The sequence below is a fragment of the Rhodococcus sp. NPDC057529 genome (assembly GCF_042802055.1).
In the GTDB taxonomy this organism is placed as follows: Bacteria; Actinomycetota; Actinomycetes; order Mycobacteriales; family Mycobacteriaceae; genus Rhodococcus_F.
Window position 1 is genome coordinate 127,652 of sequence record NZ_JBHVEY010000010.1, and the last position, 19,970, is coordinate 147,621.

Consider the following 19,970-nt stretch of genomic DNA (forward strand, 5'->3'; position numbering starts at 1 on the left):
CGGCCTCCGCATCGGCGTGCGGGAACTGTTCGAGGCCCCGACGGTCGCGGGCCTGGCCGCCCGCATCGCCACCCCGGACGAGAACGTCCGGCCACGGCCCGTCCTCGCACCGCGGGAGAGGTATGCCTTCGTCCCGTTGTCGCTGGCGCAGTCCCGGATGTGGTTCATCAACCGCTTCGACCCGGACTCGCCCGCCTACAACATCCCGCTCGCGGTCCGGTTGACCGGCGCGCTGGACGTCGACGCACTACAGTCCGCGGTGTTCGACGTGCTGGAACGGCACGAGTCGCTGCGCACGATCTACCCGGATTCGGCCGACGGACCGCACCAGGTGATCCTCCCGGCCGCGCAGGTGCCGATCGACGTCGCACCCGTTGCGGTCAGCGAGACCGAACTGCGTGAGCAGCTGGTGGAGATGGTGTCCACCGGATTCGACGTCACCGCCGACGTGCCGCCGATCCGGGTGCGACTGTTCCAGGCCGGTCCGAAGGACTACGTGCTGGCACTCGTCGTGCACCACGTGTCGACCGACGGCGAATCCACCGCCCCGTTCGTGCGGGACGTCATGGTGGCGTACGCATCCCGGGCGGCAGGCCACGAACCCGGCTTCGCGCCGCTTCCGGTGCAGTACGCGGACTACGCGATCTGGCAGCGGGAACTCCTCGGCAGCGAGGACGACCCGGACAGCCTGATCGCCGCCCAGCTGGGCTTCTGGACGAAGACCCTCGCGGGCGTGCCCGACCTCCTCGAGCTGCCCGTGGACCGGCCGCGCCCGCCCGTGCAGTCGCTGCGCGGGTCGCGGATCGATTTCACCGTCGACGCCGAGGTGCACCGCGGACTGGCCGCACTGGCCCGCAGGCACAACGCCAGCGTGTTCATGGCCGTGCACGCCGCGTTCGCGGTGCTGCTCAGCCGGCTGTCCGGCACCGAGGACATCGCCGTCGGCACCCCGATCGCCGGCCGCGGCGAACGCGAACTCGACGACGTCGTCGGCATGTTCGTCAACACCCTCGCGCTGCGGGTGCAGGTCGACGGGCGGCAGACGTTCGACGAGATCCTCGATCGCGCCCGGGAGGCCGACCTCGAGGCGTTCTCGCACGCCGACGTCCCGTTCGAGCGCCTCGTCGAGGTCCTGAACCCGGCACGCTCGATGGCCCACCACCCGATCTTCCAGGTGGGCTACTCGTTCCAGAACACGACGAAGGCCGAGCTGGAACTGCCCGACCTCACCGTCGCGCCGCTCGACGTCGAGGGCGACACCGCGCAGTTCGATCTGCATCTGATCCTGGGAGACAGCCCCGAGGGTGAGCAGATGTCGGGTGTGTTCACGTTCGCCACCGACCTGTTCGACGCCGCCACCGTTCAGCGTTTCGCGGACATGTTCCGCCGCGTGCTGGCCGCCGCGGTGGATTCGCCGCAGACAGCGGTCGGCGACCTGCCGCTCACCGGCAGCGACGAGCGCGCACTCGTGGTGTCCGGATGGAACGACACCGCGCAGGTATTGCCGGCGACGACGCTGGCGGACATGTTCGCGGCCGCTGCCGCGGAGAACCCGGACGTCACCGCTGTCGTGTTCGACGGCGAATCTCTCACGTACGCCGAATTCTCGGCGCGGGTGAACCGGTTGGCCCGGCATCTCGTCGGCCGCGGTGTCGGCCCCGAAACCGTGGTGGGCCTGGCTATTCCGCGTTCGGTGGAACTGCTGGTCGGAATGTATGCGATCGCCGCGGCAGGCGGCGCGTACCTGCCGATCGACCCGGACCATCCGGCCGAGCGCACCGCGTACGTGCTGGAGAGCGCGCAACCCGTCTGCGTCCTGGCGACCCGCGACGTCGTCGGGGGACTGCCCGGTGGCGTCGACTACCTCCTGCTCGACGAACTGGATCTCGGCGGTATCGACCCGGCTCCGCTGACCGACTCGGAGCGGACCGCACCGCTGCGGCCGGAGAACGCCGCGTACGTGATCTACACGTCCGGCTCGACCGGACGGCCGAAGGGCGTGGCGATCGCGCACGGTGCGATCGCGAACCAGTTGCGGTGGAAGCAGTCGGAATACCCGCTCACCGCCGAGGACTCGGTGCTGCTCAAGACGGCGGCCACGTTCGATCTGTCGGTGTGGGAGTTCTGGTGGGCGCTGACCGCGGGCGCACGGCTCGTCGTCGCCGCACCGGACGGCCACCGCGATCCGTCGTACCTGGCCGGACTCGTCGCCGAGCAGCAGGTGTCGACGGTGCACTTCGTGCCCTCGCTGCTGTCGGCGTTCGTCGCGGTGGCGGAACCGGCACAGCTGGCGTCGTTGCGGCGGGTGCTGTGCATCGGTGAGGCCCTGCCCGCCGACACGGTGCTCCGGTTCCGGGACGTCTGCGACGCGGACATCTTCAACCTGTACGGCCCCACCGAGGCCGCCGTCAGCGTCACCCACTACCGGTGCGGCGACGAACGCGACGGTTCGGTCCCGATCGGCAGGCCCGAATGGAACACGCAGACCTACGTTCTCGATTCGCGTCTGCACCCCGTTCCCGCCGGCGTGACAGGTGAGCTCTATCTCGCGGGCGAGCAGTTGGCGCGCGGGTACTTCGGCCGCCACGACCTCACCGCGGAACGATTCGTCGCCGGCCCGTTCGGCGAGCCCGGTGCGCGGATGTACCGCACCGGCGACCTCGTGCGGTGGAACCGCGACGGCAACCTCGACTACGTCGGGCGCAGCGACTTCCAGGTGAAGGTCCGCGGTTTCCGCATCGAACTCGGCGAGATCGAGCGTGCCCTCGTGGCGCACCCGGCGGTCGCGCAGGCCGTCGTCGTGGTGCACAGCGACCGGCACACCGGCGACCGCCTCGTCGGTTATGTCGTGCCGGAGCCGGGCGGTGCCGTCGACGACGCCGACGTGCTCGCGTTCGCGGGTAGGTCGGTACCCGGCTACATGGTGCCGTCCGCGCTGATCGCGCTCGACGAGCTGCCGCTGAACATCAACGGCAAGCTCGACCGCAAGGCGCTTCCCGAACCCGAATTCGGCGGTGCCGCGGACCATTACCGGGCTCCGCGGACCCCGGTCGAGGAAATCGTGGCGGGGGTCTTCGCCGACGTTCTCGGCCACGAGCGGGTCAGCGCCGACACGAGCTTCTTCGACCTCGGCGGCAACTCGCTGGTCGCCACCCGCGTGGTCGCCCGGCTCAACGCAGCCCTCGACACGTCGATCGGTGTGCGCGAGTTGTTCGAGGCGCCGACGGTGATCGCGCTGTCGGCTCGCGCCGAGCAGTCCGATTCGGCGGGTGCGAACCGGCCGGCACTGGTGCCGCAGTCGCGTCCCGCCCGGATTCCGCTGTCCCCGGCGCAGTCCCGCATGTGGTTCATCAACCAGTTCGACACCGCGTCGGCGGCGTACAACATTCCGCTGGCGATCAGGCTGACCGGCCACCTCGACGTCGCGGCGCTCGAGCAGGCGCTCGGCGACGTCGTCGAACGGCACGAGACGTTGCGCACCACCTACCCCGACACCGGTGACGGACCGGGCCAGGTCGTGCTGTCGCGGGCCCGGAGTTTCACGGCCCTGGACGTCGAGGACGTCGCCGACGAGACTGTGCTGCGCGAACGCGTGATCTCCCTCGTCACCGCCGGATTCGACGTCGCGACGGCGGTTCCCGTCCGGGCCCGCCTCCTGCGGATCGACGCCGACCGGCACGTGCTGGTCATCGTCGTCCACCACATCTCCTCCGACGGCGCCTCGACGGCACCGCTGGCACGCGACGTGGTGATCGCCTACAGCGCCCGCGCCGCCGGCTCGGAACCCGCCTGGGCTCCGCTCGACGTCCAGTACGCGGACTTCTCGCTGTGGCAGCACGAGTTGCTCGGTGACGAGAACGCCCCGGATTCGCTGGCCACCCAGCAGATCGACTACTGGCGGACCACGCTGAGCGGTCTGCCGGACGTGCTGCCGTTGCCGACGGACCGGCCGCGGCCGCCCGCACAGTCGATGCGCGGCGCGGGCTTCGACTTCGAGATCGACGCGGCACTGCGCGACCGGCTCGGGGCACTGGCCCGCGAACACAACGCGTCGCTGTTCATGGTCGCGCACGCGGCGCTGTCGGTGCTCCTCGCGCGGCTGAGCGCCACGGACGACATCGCGGTGGGCACCGCGATCGAGGGCCGCGGCGAGGCCGCACTCGACGACCTGGTCGGCATGTTCGTCAACACGCTGGTGCTGCGCGCGCAGGTCGACGTCGACGCGACGTTCGCGGACCTCCTCGCGCAGGTGCGTCAGCACGACCTCGGCGCGTTCACCCACACCGACGTGCCGTTCGAGCGGCTGGTCGAGATCCTGCAGCCGGAACGCTCGACCGCGTTCTCGCCGCTGTTCCAGGTGGCTCTCGCGTTCCAGAACATCGAGAAGGCGCACCTCGAACTGCCCGGCCTGACGGTCGAGGGACTCGACGGTGGGATCAACGCCGCCAAGTTCGATCTGCAGCTCACGCTCGCCGACGCGGCAGGCGCGGACGGGGACGCGCCGATGCGCGGCGTGTTCACCTACGCGACGGATCTGTTCGACGAGCGCACCATCGCGTCGTTCGCGTTCCGCTTCCAGCGCATCCTCGAGGCGATCACCGCCGACGCGTCCGTGCTGATCGGCGACATCGATGTCCTCAGCGAGAACGAGCACTCCGTGCTGGCTCCGGTGCGGGGCGCGGACACCGCCGCACCCGAGCTGCTGTCGGGCATCCTCGGCGCTGCCGCGGCGGTGAACCCGGATGCCGTCGCCGTCGTGTGCGGCGACGACCAGGTCACCTACCGCGAACTCGACGAGCGCTCGAACCGTCTCGCCCGCGTCCTCATCGGCAGGGGCATCGGCGCCGACGACTTCGTGGCCCTCGCGCTGACCCGTTCCGTCGAATCGATCCTCTCCATCTGGGCGGTCGCGAAGACCGGGGCGGCGTTCGTCCCGGTCGATCCGAGCTACCCGTTCGACCGGATCATGCACATGGTCACGGACTCCCGCGTGGAGATCGGTCTCACCACCGGCGCCCATGTCGCCGAACTCCCGGACACCGTGCGCTGGCTCGTGCTCGGCGCGGACGAGATGGACGAGGCGTGCGCGTCCGTGTCGGACGAGGCCGTCACCGACGCGGACCGCATCCGTCCGACCCGCGTCGACGACGCGGCGTACGTGATCTACACGTCGGGATCGACGGGTCTGCCCAAGGGCGTCGTCGTCACCCACACGGGCCTGGCGAACGTCACGACCGAGCAGGTCGAGCGGCTCCGGCTCACCCCGCAGTCGCGGGTGCTGCACTTCGCCTCGCCCAGCTTCGACGCATCGGTATTCGAGTTGCTGCACGCAGTGGCCGCCGCGTCGACGATGGTCATCGCGTCCGGCGTCGTGTACGGCGGAGACGAACTCGCACGGTTGCTGAAGAAGCAGAAGGTCACGCACGCCTTCATCACACCCGCCGCGCTCACCACGGTGGACCCGGCCGGGTTGGACGGCATCGAGGTGCTGTCGGTGGCCGGCGAGGCCTGCCCACCGGAGCTCATGCAGAAGTGGGCGCCGGGCCGCCGCATGTTCAACCTGTACGGCCCGTCCGAGGCGACGATCTGGAGCACGTCGAGCAACCCGATGAAGGCGGATCGGCCCGTCACCATCGGCGGTCCCACCCGGGGCGTCGACGTGGTCGTTCTCGACTCCCGGCTCACGCCCGTCCCGGTGGGTGTCGCGGGTGAGCTGTACGTCGCGGGCCCGAGTGTGGCCCGCGGTTACCACAACCGGTTCGCCCTGACGGCGGAGCGATTCGTCGCCAACCCGTTCGGCGGTCCCGGTGAGCGGCTCTACCGCACCGGCGACGTCGTCCGCTGGGTGCACGACGACGAGACGGGCGACCTGGTCCTCGACTACGTCGGCCGTTCCGACTTCCAGGTGAAGGTCCGCGGATTCCGCATCGAACTCGGCGAGATCGACGCCGAACTCGGCAGGCACCCGAGTGTCGACTTCGCCGTCACGCTCGGCCACCACCGCGAGCAGACCGGGCAGACCGTGCTCGTGTCGTACGTGATGCCTGCGGCGGGCGCGTCGATCGACGTCGCCGAGCTGTCGGCGTTCGTCTCCGAGACCCTGCCCGGGTACATGGTGCCGTCGTCGATCATGGCCATCGACTCGGTTCCGCTGACACCCGCGGGCAAGCTCGACCGCAAGGCGCTTCCCGAGCCGCAGTTCGTGTCGGTCGCCAGTGAGTACACCGCGCCGTCGACGCCGATGGAGAAGGCCATCGCCGACGTCTTCGCGCAGGTTCTCGGCGTCGACCGGGTCGGCGTCGACGATTCGTTCTTCGCCCTCGGCGGCGACAGCATCGTGTCCATCCAGCTGACGACCCGGGCGAAGAACGCCGGGGTGCTGTTCACCGCGCGCGACGTCTTCGAGCGCAAGACCGTGGCGGCGCTGGCCGAGGTGGCCGCGTGGGCCACCGAGGTCGACTCGGTGAAGCTCGAGGAGTTGCCGGGCGGCGGCGTCGGAACGATGCCGCTCACCCCGATCGCGCGCTGGCTGGTGGAGACGGCCGGATCCTTCGAGAAGTTCTCGCAGGCCGTGCTGCTGACCACCCCGCCTGCCGTCACGCGAGATCAGCTGGCGGACACGGTGGACGCCATCCTGGCGCGCCACGACATTCTCCGCTCGCGGCTCACGCGGGTCGGGGACGACTGGTCGTTCGAGTCGCTGTCCGTTCGACGCGCGTTCGACGCGGACGAGCTGATCGAGCAGATCGAGTTCACCGACAAGCCGGGCACCGCCGAGTTCGAGCGGCTGGCCCGCGCGGCGCTCAGCCGTGCCGCAGACCGGCTCGATCCGGCGGCCGGCCGGATGACGCAGTTCGTCTGGTTCGCCCCGGCGGAGTCGTTGCCGGGTCAGAGCGGACGCCTGCTGGTGCTCGCGCACCACCTCGTCGTCGACGGGGTGTCCTGGCGAGTGCTGTTGCCGGACTTCGCGACCGCGGGTTCGCAGATCATGGCGGGAGCGCCCGCGCAGCTCGAACCGGTCGGATCCTCCGTCCGGGCGTGGGCGCACGGACTCGCCGAGGAGGCGAAGTCTCCGCACCGCGTGGCCGAACTCGACTTCTGGCGCGGCATGCTCGCGGGAACCGATCCGCTGATCGGACGGCGAGCATTCGATCCGGAACGCGACGTGATCGCCCGGACCGACCGTCTGAGCATGACGTTCTCGACGCAGGTGACGCAGGCGCTGCTGACCACGATCCCGCAGTCCGTGAACGGCGGCGTCAACGACGGCCTGCTCGCGGCGCTCGCCCTCGCGGTGTCGCGCTGGCGTGAACGCCGCGGCGGCACCGCGGATCGTTCCGTGCTGATCAACCTGGAGGGACACGGCCGCGAAGAGTCGACCGTTCCCGGCGCCGACCTCGCCCGCACGGTGGGCTGGTTCACCAGCCTGTATCCGGTGCGGCTGGACGTGTCGCGGGCCGACCTCGCGGACGCGTTCGACGGCGGCACCTCGGCGGGTTCGGCGTTGAAGGCCGTCAAGGAACAGTTGCTTGCCGTGCCCGACAAGGGCATCGGCTACGGCCTGCTGCGCTACCTCAACGACGAGACCGCCCCGGCTCTGGCGTCGCTGCCGACTCCGCAGATCGGGTTCAACTACCTCGGCCGGGCGGGTTCGGTGGATCTGCCCGCCGAGATCCGGGATCTCGGCTGGATTCCGGACAGCGACTCGGGTGAGTTCGGCGGCGCCATGGACGACGAGATGGTGGCGCCGGCGGTGCTCAGCATCAACGCCGTGACGTCGGAGACGGCGTCGGGCCCGCAGATCGAGGCCAAGATCGCGTTCGCCACCGAGATTCTCGACGAGGCGGACGTGTGGGAGTTCGCGGAGCTGTGGCACGCCGCGGCGACCGCGCTCGCCGAGCACGCGTCCGGGCCGAAGAGCGGCGGTCTCACACCGTCCGACGTCCCCCTCGTGACCGTGACGCAGGACGACCTCGAGGCGCTCGAACGGCGCTACCCTGCGGCGACCGACGTGTGGCCGCTCGCTCCGCTGCAGTCCGGAATGTTCTTCCATTCCGTTCTCGCCGAGGGCGCAGTGGACGTCTACACCGCGCAGGTGGTGCTCGACTTCCGGGGCGTCGTCGACACCGGCCGCCTCCGCGGCGCGGCAGAAGCGTTGATCGCGCGGCACGCGAACCTGCGCACCGCCTTCGTCCCCGACGATTCGGGGACCGCGGTCCAGGTGGTCGTCGACCACGTCGCACTGCCGTGGGAGGAACTCGACCTGTCTGCGCTGTCCGAGGCCGACCGTGAGGAGCGGATCGGTTCCGTTCTGAGCGAGCACCGTTCGGCGCGGTTCGACATGGGCCGTCCGCCCCTGATGCGGTTCCTGCTGATCCGCACGGGGGAGAGCAGCTACCGGTTCTCCATCAGCAACCACCACATCCTGCTCGACGGATGGTCGATGCCGTTGCTGATGAAGGATCTGCTGGTGCTGTACGCGACCCGCGGGGACGGCTCGGTGCTGCCGCGAGTCCGCGGTTACCGTGACTTCCTCAGCTGGCTGTCCGAACGCGACGCCAACGCCTCGCGCAGCGCGTGGGCGCACGCACTGGCCGGGCTGGACGGGCCGACCGTCCTCGCCCCGGCGCCTGCCGGCGAGGACCGCCCCGAGCCCGCCGAGTTCGCACTGCATCTCGGTGAGGTGGTGAGCGAGAACCTGGCGCGCATCGCGCGGGATCGCGGCCTGACGATGAACACGATCGTCCAGGCGGCGTGGGGACTGCTGCTGGCCCGGATGACCGCGTCCGACGACGTCGTCTTCGGCGCCACCGTGTCGGGCCGCCCACCGGAGGTCGCGGGCATCGAGTCGATGGTGGGTCTGTTCATCAACACCATCCCGATCCGGGTGCGTGTCGATCCCCGCGAGTCGATCCTCGGCCTCCTCGAAAGGCTGCAGGCGGAACAGTCCGCTCTGTTCGACCACCATCACATCGGTCTCCCCGAGATCCAGCAGATCGCCGGAATCGGCGGGCTGTTCGACACGTTGACGGTGTTCGAGTCGTACCCGGTGGACCGGGCGGGACTCACCGAGGACAGCGACATCGACGGCCTGCGGGTCGCCGGGGTGCAGATCAGCGACGCCTCGCACTACCCGCTGAGCCTGCTGGCGCAGTCGGACAGCGAACTGCAGTTGGTCCTGAAGTACCTTCCGGACGTGTTCGGCGCCGACACCGTCGAACGCCTCGGTTCCCGGCTGAACCGGATCCTGCAGACCATCGCGGCCGGAAGTTCCACTCTGGTGGGGGATCTGGATCTGCTCACGCAGGACGAGCGCGACCTCGTCCTGTCCGGATGGAACGATTCCCGCCGCGACGTCGCGGAAGAATCCGTCGTGTCGATGTTCGGCGCCCAGGTGGCGCGCACACCCGATCGGACCGCCGTGGTGGCGGACCACGTGCGGCTCACCTATGCCGAGTTCGATGCGCGGGTCAACCGCCTGGCGCGGCACCTGATGGCGATGGGTGTGGGACCGGACACGGTGGTGGGCATCGCGATGCGGCGCTCGCTCGACATGCTGACCAGCCTCTACGCCGTTCACGCGGCGGGCGGCGCGTACGTGCCGATCGACCCCGAGCATCCCGCCGACCGGACGTCGTACGTGGTGGACAGCGCCGCTCCGGCCTGCGTGCTGAGTTCGGCCGACGACATCGCGAACCTCGACGTGGAGGTCCCGGTGTACCTGGTCGAGGACTTCGACCTCACCGGGTACGGCGACGGCCCGATCGAGGACACCGAACGGCTCGGCGACCTGCGCCCGGACAACCTGGCGTACGCGCTGTACACGTCGGGTTCGACGGGACGTCCGAAGGGTGTGGCGATCCCGCACTCGGCGCTGGCCAACCAGCTGGCGTGGATGCGCGACGTCTATCGCATCGATGCGCAGGACGTGGTGCTGCAGAAGACACCGTTCACGTTCGATGCCTCCGTGTGGGAGCTGTTCCTGCCGTTGGTGGTCGGCGGAACCCTGGTGATGGCCTCACCGGACGGTCATCGCGATCCCGAATACATGGCCGCGACGGTCGACACGGAATCGGTGACGGTGATCCAGTTCGTCCCGTCCGTGCTCACGATGTTCCTCGACGCCGCGACCGCCGACGGGTGCGGTTCGCTGCGGCTCGTGTTCGCGGGCGGCGAGCCGCTGCCGCAGTCGGCTGCCGAGCGGGTCGCGGGACTCGGCTCCGCGGAGCTCGTGAACCTGTACGGCCCGACCGAGGTAACCATCAACTCGACGGCCCACGTGGTGGAGCGGTCGGGGACGGCCACGATCGCGCCGATCGGTTCGCCGGCCTGGAACACGCGGGCCTACGTGCTCGACGCCCACCTGAATCCGGCGCCGGTCGGTGTGCCCGGCGAGCTGTATCTCGACGGCGCGCAACTCGCCCGCGGCTACGTCAACAGCGCCGCGCTGAGTGCGGAGCGGTTCGTCGCCGACCCGTTCGGCGATCCGGGTGTGCGGATGTACCGCACCGGTGACCTCGTCCGGTGGAACGAGAACGGTGTCCTCGAGTTCGTGGGCCGCACCGACTTCCAGGTGAAGGTGCGCGGACTGCGCATCGAGCTCGGCGAGGTCGAGGAGGCGTTCGTCCGGCACGGCGACGTGGCGCAGGCGGCCGTCATCGTGCACAACAGCGAGGTGGGGGCGCGGCTCGTCGCCTACGTCGTGCCGAGGCCCGGCGCGGCCATCGACCAGGCGGCGCTCGATGCGTTCGTCGCGGAATCGTTGCCCGAGTACATGATCCCGGATTCCGTGATGGTTCTCGCGGAACTTCCGCTGGGCACCAGCGGCAAGCTCGACCGGCGTGCGCTGCCGGTGCCGGACTTCGCGTCGGCGGCCGAGTTCCGCGCGCCGCGCACCGACACCGAACGGGCCCTCGCGACCGTGTTCGGGGAGCTGCTCGGCCGGGAGAACGTCGGCATCGACGACTCGTTCTTCGAGCTCGGCGGCGACAGCATCGTGTCCATCCAGTTGGTGGCGCGGGCCCGGTCGGCCGGTATCCACTTCACCGCGCGAGATGTGTTCGAGCGGCGCACCGTTGCCGAGCTGGCAGCAGTGGCCGATTCGGGTGAGTCCGCGGCGGCGGCACTGGCCGAGTACGAGGGGGGCGGCGTCGGAACGGTGCCGCTCACCCCGGTCGCCCGCAAGATGGTCGAGCGCGGCGGCGACTTCGACCGATTCGTCATGCCGTTGCTGCTGACACTGCCCGCCGGGATCGACCGCGAGCAGGTCGTCGCGACGATCACCGCGGTGGTGGACCAGCACGACGTGCTGCGGTCGACACTGGTCACGGGCGGTGCCGGGGACGCGCTCGAGATCGCGCCTGCGGGCAGCGTCGACATCGACGCCACCGTGCAGCGGGTGGAGATCGCGGCCGGCGCCGAGCCGGGTTCGCCGGAGTTCGACGCGGTAGCGGGCGCGGCATTCGATGCGGCGCTGGATCGTCTCGATCCGCGCACTGGGTCGATGCTCCAGTTCGTCTGGTTCGATCCCGCGGAGGCGGATCGGCGCGGACGGCTCCTCGTCGTGCCGCACCACCTCGTCATCGACTCCGTGTCGTGGCGGATCCTGGTGCCGGACTTCGCGACCGCAGGCGCCCAGATCGCCGCAGGCACGACGCCGTCGCTGGAGCCGGTCGGAACGTCGCTGCGGCGATGGACCGACGGCCTGCTCGAGGCGGCGGCGACACCGGAGCGGGTGGCCGAGTTCGCGGTGTGGGAACGGATGCTGACCGGTCCGGATCCGCTGCTCGGATCCCGTGAGCTGGACCTGCGCACCGATCTGGTCAGCACTCTGGAACGGACCCGGGTGGACGTGCCCGCACCGGTCACCGAGGCGTTGCTGGGCGACACACCGGGTGCGCTCGACGGTGAGATCGGCGACGTCCTCGCGGCAGCCCTCGCGTTGGCGGTGGCCGCGTGGCGGCGAGACCGCGGAGTCGAGGCCTCGTCGACGGTGGTCACGCTCGAGGGCCACGGACGTGAAGAGTCCGCGGTGCCGGGCGCGGATCTGTCGCGGACGGTCGGCTGGTTCACCACGATGTACCCGGCACGGCTCGATCTGGCCGGGGTCGACATCGCCGACGCCCTGCGGGGCGGTGCGGGCGCCGCGGACGCCGTGCGCGCGGTGCGGGATCAGCTCGGTGCGATCCCGGACCGGGGAATCGGGTACGGCCTGCTGCGGTACCTCAACCCCGACACGTCGCCGGTGATGAGGAGCTGGGCGGAACCGCAGATCGTGTTCAACTACATCGGACGCGTCAGCGCCGCCGAGGTTCCCGAGGCGGTCCGCGGACTCGACTGGCTGCCCGACTTCGAATCGCCCGTCACGGGTGGGTTCGAGAAGAGTGCGATGCCTGCCCAGGCCGTTCTCGACATCCAGTCGGTGATCTCGGAAACTGCTGAGGGCCTGCAGTTGTCGGCGTTCATGTCGTTCCCGCCCGGCATCCTCTCGGCGCCGGACGTGGACCGGTTCGGGCAGTTCTGGGTGGCGGCGCTCACCGCGCTCGTGGCTCAGGCCGAGGAGCGGTCCGGGCACTGATCTCCGAGCGACCGTGGTGGGAAGGCTCCGCGCCTTCCCGCCGCGGGCATCGTCGGTTCAGGGGTCCGCCTCAGCGGCTCACCGCGGTTTCCCGCTCGACCCGCGACAGCTTCTCGGGGTTGCGCACGATGTAGAGCCCGGTGATCAGGCCGTCGTCCATCCGCACGGCCACGACGTCGTCGATCTCCCCGTCGAGCCGGACGATCAGCGCGGGGGAGCCGTTCATCTGCACGGGTTCGACGGACACCTCGCCGCCGATCCGGGGCAGGCCGGCCGCCAGCAGGCGGCCCACCTTGTCGGCCCCGACGATGGGTCGCAGCACGGCCTGCTTGACTCCGCCGCCGTCACCGAGGAGGACGACGTCCGGTGCCAGCTGGTCGAGCAGGCTCTGCAGGTCGCCTGTCTCGAGCGCCCGCTTGAACGCGTCGAGTGCATCCCGGGACTCGGCCGGAGTGACGACGCCCCGCGGCCGGCGCGCCGCGACGTGGGTCCGCGCCCGGTGCGCGATCTGGCGGACGGCGTCCGTGCTCTTGTCGACGGCGGCCGCGATCTCCCCGTACTCCAGATCGAACACCTCATGCAGCACGAACACCGCTCGCTCGGTGGGTGCGAGCGTCTCCAGCACCAGCATCATCGCCATCGAGACGCTGTCGGCCAATTCGACGTCCTCCGCCACGTCGGGCGCGGTCAGCAACGGCTCCGGTAGCCAGGGTCCGACGTAGGACTCCCTGCGCCTGCCGAGCGTGCGCAGCCGGACCAGCGCCTGGCGGGTGGTGATCCGCACCAGGTACGCCCGCTGATTCCGCACCGTGCCCAGATCGACGCCCGCCCACCGCAGCCAGGTCTCCTGCAGGATGTCCTCCGCGTCGGCGGACGAGCCGAGCATCTCGTAGGCGACGGTGAACAGCAGATTGCGGTGCGTGACGAACGCCTCGGTGGCGGGATCGGAACGGGCATCGGTGTTCCCGCCGCGATCGTCGGGCGTGGTGTGCGACGTGCTGGCCATGGGTGGCTCCTCTTCGTTCTCGACGGTGTCACACACCAGACACCGGGACCCGCCGTTCTGTGACAACCGGACGGGAGAGGCGCGGGCGAGCCGGCTTTCCTGCGACGTCAGGCCCACTCGTAAGACATCTCGCCCGCGACCCCGAGGTGTTTGCACAGTTTGTGGATGCCACCGAAATCCTGGACCAGAGCGGACCGGCGGGTGTCGTGTTCGGCGTCGTCGATCATCGCCTGACCGCCGTCGAGGTCCAGGATGTCGACGATGGTGTGCCAGGTCGAGTAGTCGTTGCTGCTGAACGCGGTCATCGCGTCGACCAGCCCGTCGAGGAAGAGCCGCCGGTCGCCGGGGTTCAGGGTGTCGTAGACGACGCCCGCGATGTCGTCGGCGATGGAGGCGTGACAGTACTCGTCGCGATTGTGCAGCCGGACCGTCGCCCTGTTCACCGGTTGGATGACGTCGTTCTCGGAGATCAGGTCGAGGTAGGAGCTGATCGAGATCTCCGCCACCGTCATGAAGGCGAACGTCGTGATCGCCCGCTGTCGCGCATCGGCGGCCTCGGCCGTCGCCGCGCGCTGGCGGCGCAACGTCAGGACGTCGGGCAGGGCGCTGTTGGGCATCGCCCAACCGCGTTGCCTGCGGGTGACCGCGCTCGCGTTCAGGTGCATGAGCGTGTGGTACTGCTCGTCCACCATCGCCTGGTGGACGGCCACGGCGAACGTGTCTCCGAGCCCGGTGTCCAGGGCGTCGTGCGCGACGAGGTCGAACCCCGGGTTGACCACGTACTGCTCGATGTCCATGACGTTCTTGTTGAACGCGATCCAGGCCCACGCCCGCAGCTGGTTCCGCTGCTCCTCACCCATGCGGAGGAACCGGTCGTGATCGGCGAAGGGCAGCAACTCGTCCGGGTAGTCCTGTTTGCCCAGGTCGAACAGCGCGTCGAGGTCCGGCTCCGGTTTCTTCACGGTCGCCCGCTGCCCCCAGTTGCGGGCGAGCCGCGTCACGACGGCGCTCTCCACCGGATCGGACGGGTCGTACTCCGGGAGCGAGGGAATGTTCCGGGTCGTCATGACGTCTCTCCGTTCCGCGGCTGTCGGTGAACGAGATCGGTGAAGAGGTCGGCGCACAGCCGGGCGAGGGGTTCGCTCCGGTCGCCGAGGGGCGACGTCGCGCGGGACATGAGCGCGGCGAAATCGTCCTCCGAGCCCTGCTCGACGGTGTCGGTGAGAGTGGCGAGCGCGGCGGCGAGCGCGCGGCGGGCGTCGCCGGCGAAAGGATTGCCGGCCTGGATGTCCCGGTAGACCTCGGGGCCACCGCCGCCGACCCGTGCGAGGAGCGCGAGCGAGACGAGATGCGGTGGGGTGGCCGCCGCGGTGAGTTCGGCGCCGTCGACTCCGAGTTCGGCGAGGGCGAGGCCGAAGGCGAGCACGCCGGCGTGCGTCAGTGCCTGGGTCGCTGCCGTGAGCCGGTCGTGGTGTTCGGCGTCCATGCGGACCACCGACGATCCCCAGCCGGACAGCGCGGACAGGAACCACTCGACCCCGGTGCCGTCCCGGTAGGTCACGGCCGCGACGGGCCGGCCCTCCGGTCCGAGGGACGGCGCGAACATCGGGTTGATGCCCACCGCGCCGCCTCGCAGTGCGCTCTCCCGCAGGGCCGCACCGAACCGGGACTTCACGGACAGCGTGTCGACCAGCAGCGCGTGCTCGGGCAACTCCGCGACGACGAACGGAATCGACTCCAGCGCGACGTTTTCGGGGATCGCGAGGATCACCGCATCGGCGGCACGCACCACCGCCCGCAGCTCCGGCGACGGGTCGGTGACGTCGCCCTTGACCTGATCGGCGTCGGACCGGTCGGTGAACCGTATATCGATGGTGCGCACGGTGTTTCCGTCGGCGCGGAGCCGATCCGCGAGCATCCGGCCGACATCGCCCGAGCCGCCGATCAACGCGACGGTCCTGGCGGATGCGGCCGGAACGTTCACTGCCCGATCTCGTTCGGCCGGTCCGCCGTCACGGACAGCGCCCGCAACATGGTGGCGGCCTTGACCATCGCCTCGTCGAACTCCTCCTCCGGGTCCGACAGCGCAGTGATCGCACCGCCGATGCCGAACGTCACCTCGTTGTCGGTGGCGACGATCGTGCGGATGACGATGGACAGGTCGGCCGTTCCCGTCAGCGAGAAATAGCCGATCGAACCGGAATACACACCGCGCGGCCCGGACTCGAGCCGGTCGATGATCTCCATTGTCCGGATCTTCGGGGCGCCGGTCATCGATCCGCCGGGGAAGGCGGCCCGGACGCACTCGACGACGGAGGCGTCGGCGCTGAGGGTTCCGCGCACGGTCGACACGAGTTGATGCACGGCCGCGTATGTTTCGACGTCGAACAGCTTCGGGACGTGCACCGAGCCTGGGACGCACACCCGGGCCAGATCGTTCCGCGTCAGATCGACGATCATCAGGTTCTCGGCGCGGTCCTTCTCGCTGTCGAGCAGGTCCTGCCGCAGCGCCGCATCCTTGGCGGGGGTGGCGCCGCGCGGACGGGTCCCCTTGATGGGTTTGGACTCCACCACCCGGTCCGCGCCGATCCTCAGGAACCGTTCGGGGGAGGCACTGAGAACGGACAGCCCGGCGAACTGGAGGTACGCGCTGTATGGCGTGGGGCTGATGGAGCGCAGCAGTTCGAACGTGTGCAGGGGATCGATCGACTGGTCCACCGTCGCCATGTTGGTCAGGCACACCTCGTAGGACTCGCCGGTCCGGATCTCGCCGAGCGACGACGCGATGTGGTCGAGGTACTTGTCGTGGTCGTGCCGCAGGGCCAGTTCGGCGGATTCGGGTTTCCGGATCGGCGGCACCGCGGTCGGAGGCTGGTCCGGCTCGGCCAGCCGGTGCAGCGCTGTCTCCATCTCGTCGAGCCAGCGGCGCAACTCCGGATCGTCCGGGTGGTCACTCAGGCACAGCGCGTACGTGCGCTCGTTCGAATGGTCGATGACCACCGCGCGGTCCGCGAACACCAGTGCGGCGTCCGGGGTGGGCGACTTGTGTGCCGCTGTGCCACCGGTCTCGGCCTTCAACTCGTAGCCGAGGTACCCCACGTAGCCGAGGCCGAACGGCACACCCGGGAGTCCGGGCACCGACCGTGCCTGCAGTTGCCGTTCGAGGTAGTCGAAGAACGGTGCGTGCACCTGTTCGACCGGCAACCCCTCGCGTGTGATCCGGACGATCGCTTCACTGACGTCGTACGTGATGTATTCGGCGCGCGGACCGGAACAGTTGCCCATGATCGTGAAACGCGAAGTCGGTTCCGACGCCGACGTCCCGTCGAGCCAGAACGCGTTGGGCCCGGACGCGAACAGGTCCTCGAACGTGGTGCGGGGGTCGACCTCGTGGTCGACGCGCACCTGCTGGACCACGTACGGCGCGTGGGGGATCGGGATTCTGAGCAGGGAACCGTGGGTGGGTGTTCCGGAATGCGTCCGGGTGAGGTCGCGGAAGTTCGCGAGCAGTTCGTGGCCGAAGGCGGTGCTGATCGATTCGGGGTGGAATTGGACACCCCACAGCGGGCGCGTGCGGTGCCGCACGCCCATCAGGAGTCCGTCGGCCGTCCAGGCGGTCGCCTCGAGGTCGTCGGGGAGATCCTCGACGATGAGCGAGTGGTAGCGGACCGTCGGGAACGGTGAGGGAATGCCGGCGAAGAGTTCGGATCCGTCGTGGTCGACGAGGGACACGCGGCCGTGCATCGGCTCGGGCGCGAGCACCACCTTGCCCCCGAACAGCTGGCACAGCCCCTGGTGGCCGAGGCAGACACCGAGCACGGGGAGTTCGGTCTCCCTGATGATGCGGGCACTGATCCCGAAGTCGCGTTTCCGGTCCGGCCGGCCGGGGCCGGGGGAGATGACGATGTTGTCGAAGTCGGACCAGGGGATCGAACTCCACTCCACGTCGTTGTGCACGACCGTGGGCGGTTCCCCGTTCACCTCGGCCAGCAGAGTGAACAGGTTGTAGGTGAAGGAGTCGTAGTTGTCGACCAGCAGCGTCCGGGTACTCATCACGACTCGACATTCGCAGACGGCACGGAACTGTGGCGAACCTGGTGGTTGCCGGCACGGCCGCCGTTGTGGGTGCCATTGTGGCGGGGTGTCTCGTCGACGGTCTCCGCGTTGATCACGAGGTCCTCGAGCCTGCACGTCTCGGCGATGAGGAGGTCGTAGAGCGAATCGAAGAACTCCGGGGACAGGGAGTGGCTGTCGGCGTACCGGCGCGCCCGTTCGTGGACGATGTGGATCCGTCCCGGCTGCATCATGGCGATGTGCTCGCGGCGCTTGAGTTCGCCGATGCGCAGGCACACTTCCAAACGCTGCCGGACCGTCTCGAGCAGGGTCGCGTCGACGGCGTCGAGTTCCGCGCGCAGACTCTCGAGTGCGTGCTGCGCCGAGGCGTCAGAATGCTCTCCGGAATCGTCGCCGTTCCGCTGTTCTACGGAGAAATACATAGTCGCCCCACTCACTCGATCGGCAGTAGCTTTCTCATCCCGACTATCGTGTGCAGTTGGTGGTTCGTTTCCATGAGCCTTCCGGATGGCCGGGAGGGCCGTGGTCGATCGGCCGAATACGAACCAGGTCGGTGATCACCCCCGAGTCTCGATCTCAGGTTGAGACTTTGATGGACGGTTGGCTAACGTAACCTGAAGTCTATTTCCGCAAACTCAGGATACGAGGAATATGCGTATATCGTCGGCCACTAGGGCTCTGTTGTGCGTGCTGGCAGGCATCGTGATGCTGGGCAGTGCGGCACCCGCGGCAGCGGATCCCGTGGAAGCGGAGCCCGCGCCCGTGGTCGATCCGTCCGCGCTTCCCGGGGCCAACGACTGGAGTTGTAGGCCGTCGGCGGCGCACCCCCGTCCCGTCGTGCTGGTGCACGGCACCTGGACCGGCATGGTGGGGACGTGGAAGGACCTCGCTCCGGAGCTCAGCGCGGAGGGCTACTGCGTCTTCGCCCTCAACTACGGACAGGCCGCCGGTCTGACCAAGGGCAACATGATGCGCATGTTCGGCGGCGCCGACATCGAGGAGTCCGCTCGGCAGCTCGCGGGGTTCGTCGAACTGGTCCGCACCGCCACCGGTGCTCCGCAGGTCGACATGATCGGCCATTCGCTCGGCGGCACGGTGTCCCGCCAGTACCTGCGGTTCGAAGGCGGCGCCGACCGGGCGAACCCCGCACTGAACAAGGTGCACTCGCTGGTCACCCTCGGCGCCACCAACCACGGCAGCAGCTTCGGAGACGTCCAGGCGCTCGGTGCGATCGCGCAGGCGCTGGGTGTGCCGGTCACGACGCTCGCCGGCGTCGCGGTCGGGCCGTCCTACATCCAGCAGATGGTGGGCTCGCCCTTCCTGCAGCTCCTCAACGCGGCGGGCGACACCGACCCGGGCATCGACTACACCGTGGTCGCCAGTCGCAGCGACACGGTGTCCACCCCTCCCGAGAACACATTCCTGACAGCCGGTCCGGGGGCCGCCGTGCACAACATCTGGCTCCAGGACGGCTGCGACACGAACACCGCGGACCACGGCCAGCTGACCACCGATCCGCGGGCCGTGTACATCATCCAGCGGGCGCTGGACCCCACATACGGAGAGCGCAACCCCGCGCCGTGCTGACCGGGCGCGGGTGATCGGCGGCGCTGGTCAGTCCCAGATGCCGACGTCGTCGAGATGTGCGACCAGTCGCTGGGCACCGTCGATGAAGTGGGCCTTGTTCTCGGCACCGACCACGTCGGCCTTCCCGTCGGCGAGTGCGGCGATGAGGCGGCGGTGGCTCTCGACCGCAGCCTCGCCCCAGGCCGGATCGGACGAATAGAACTGCACCGGTGTGTACCGGGTGGCGCTGAGCAGGAACCACGACAGCTTGCTCGCGTCGGCGAGACGGTTGATGACCCGGTGAAACGAGAACTCGAGATCTTCGATGCGGTCGGCCTCGCCGTCCTCGACGGCCCGCCGCAGCTTCTCGTTGATCGCGGTCAGCTCCTCGACGACCTCCGGGGTGACGGACCGCGTCGCGCGGACCGCGAGTTCCTCGGCGATCTGGCCCTGGAGCCAGAAGAGGTCGTGAATGTCGTCCCGGCTGAGCGGGGCGACCACGTAGCCGCGGTGGGGTACGAGTTCGACGAGTCCCTCGCCGCGCAGGGTCAGCAGCGCCTCGCGGACGGGTGTGACGCTGACCCCCAGGTCTGCCGCCGTCTCGTCGAGGCGGATGAAGTCACCCGGGCGAACGCCCCCGGACATGATCAGGTTGCGGACGTGCACGGCGACGTCGTCCGACAACTGGGGTCGGCGGCGCAGGGTGCGGCCCGCTGCGGATCGTGACACGGAGGGCGATGCCATGGA

Annotated in this window: 8 protein-coding genes (1 of these 8 cut by a window edge); 2 read left to right on the plus strand and 6 right to left on the minus strand. The window is 69.4% G+C overall.

Features of this window, described 5'->3' with window-relative positions:
- Positions 1-12,577: the 3' end of a non-ribosomal peptide synthase/polyketide synthase gene (locus tag ACFU5V_RS21045; protein ID WP_378701645.1), read on the plus strand. Its footprint begins 21,149 nt before the window's first position; the window shows 12,577 of its 33,726 coding nt (coding positions 21,150-33,726); the start codon falls outside the window, past its left edge; the stop codon is at positions 12,575-12,577.
- A gap of 70 nt (positions 12,578-12,647) precedes the next feature.
- Here the strand turns inward: ACFU5V_RS21045 and ACFU5V_RS21050 are convergent, their stop codons facing one another.
- The 5 genes from ACFU5V_RS21050 to ACFU5V_RS21070 form a co-directional block, all read right to left on the minus strand.
- Positions 12,648-13,583 carry an RNA polymerase sigma-70 factor gene (locus ACFU5V_RS21050; protein WP_378701647.1) on the minus strand — a complete coding sequence of 312 codons (936 nt, stop codon included), beginning with the start codon at positions 13,581-13,583 and terminating at the stop codon, positions 12,648-12,650.
- A 107-nt stretch (positions 13,584-13,690) separates the two neighbouring features.
- Complete coding sequence (locus tag ACFU5V_RS21055) at positions 13,691-14,650, minus strand: diiron oxygenase (RefSeq protein WP_378701650.1); 960 nt, start codon at positions 14,648-14,650, stop codon at positions 13,691-13,693.
- On the minus strand, positions 14,647-15,567 hold the full coding sequence (locus ACFU5V_RS21060) for a prephenate dehydrogenase/arogenate dehydrogenase family protein (protein ID WP_378429570.1): 921 nt from the start codon (positions 15,565-15,567) through the stop codon (positions 14,647-14,649). Before ACFU5V_RS21060 ends, ACFU5V_RS21055 begins: the two co-directional genes overlap by 4 nt.
- Entirely contained in the window at positions 15,564-17,636 is a 2,073-nt protein-coding gene (pabB, locus tag ACFU5V_RS21065; RefSeq protein ID WP_378429571.1) for an aminodeoxychorismate synthase component I, read from the minus strand. Before pabB ends, ACFU5V_RS21060 begins: the two co-directional genes overlap by 4 nt.
- Positions 17,636-18,079: a chorismate mutase family protein gene (locus tag ACFU5V_RS21070; protein ID WP_378701653.1), complete on the minus strand. Its 444-nt coding sequence runs from the start codon at positions 18,077-18,079 to the stop codon at positions 17,636-17,638. Before ACFU5V_RS21070 ends, pabB begins: the two co-directional genes overlap by 1 nt.
- Positions 18,080-18,308: 229 nt before the next feature.
- On the opposite strand from ACFU5V_RS21070, the gene ACFU5V_RS21075 reads away from it, so the two are divergent.
- Positions 18,309-19,244, plus strand: a complete 936-nt coding sequence (locus tag ACFU5V_RS21075; protein WP_378429573.1) for an esterase/lipase family protein — start codon at positions 18,309-18,311, stop codon at positions 19,242-19,244.
- A 27-nt stretch (positions 19,245-19,271) separates the two neighbouring features.
- Here ACFU5V_RS21075 and ACFU5V_RS21080 read toward each other — a convergent pair whose 3' ends face one another.
- On the minus strand, positions 19,272-19,967 hold the full coding sequence (locus ACFU5V_RS21080; protein ID WP_378701655.1) for a GntR family transcriptional regulator: 696 nt from the start codon (positions 19,965-19,967) through the stop codon (positions 19,272-19,274).
- Positions 19,968-19,970 lie beyond the last annotated feature (3 nt).

Coding starts and splice junctions, on each gene's coding strand:
- ACFU5V_RS21070 (WP_378701653.1), bottom strand. CDS start 18,079: ATGTATTTCTCCGTAGAACAGCGGAACGGCGACGATTCCGGAGAGCAT.
- ACFU5V_RS21055 (WP_378701650.1), bottom strand. CDS start 14,650: ATGACGACCCGGAACATTCCCTCGCTCCCGGAGTACGACCCGTCCGAT.
- ACFU5V_RS21075 (WP_378429573.1), top strand. CDS start 18,309: ATGCGTATATCGTCGGCCACTAGGGCTCTGTTGTGCGTGCTGGCAGGC.
- ACFU5V_RS21050 (WP_378701647.1), bottom strand. CDS start 13,583: ATGGCCAGCACGTCGCACACCACGCCCGACGATCGCGGCGGGAACACC.
- ACFU5V_RS21080 (WP_378701655.1), bottom strand. CDS start 19,967: ATGGCATCGCCCTCCGTGTCACGATCCGCAGCGGGCCGCACCCTGCGC.
- pabB (WP_378429571.1), bottom strand. CDS start 17,636: ATGAGTACCCGGACGCTGCTGGTCGACAACTACGACTCCTTCACCTAC.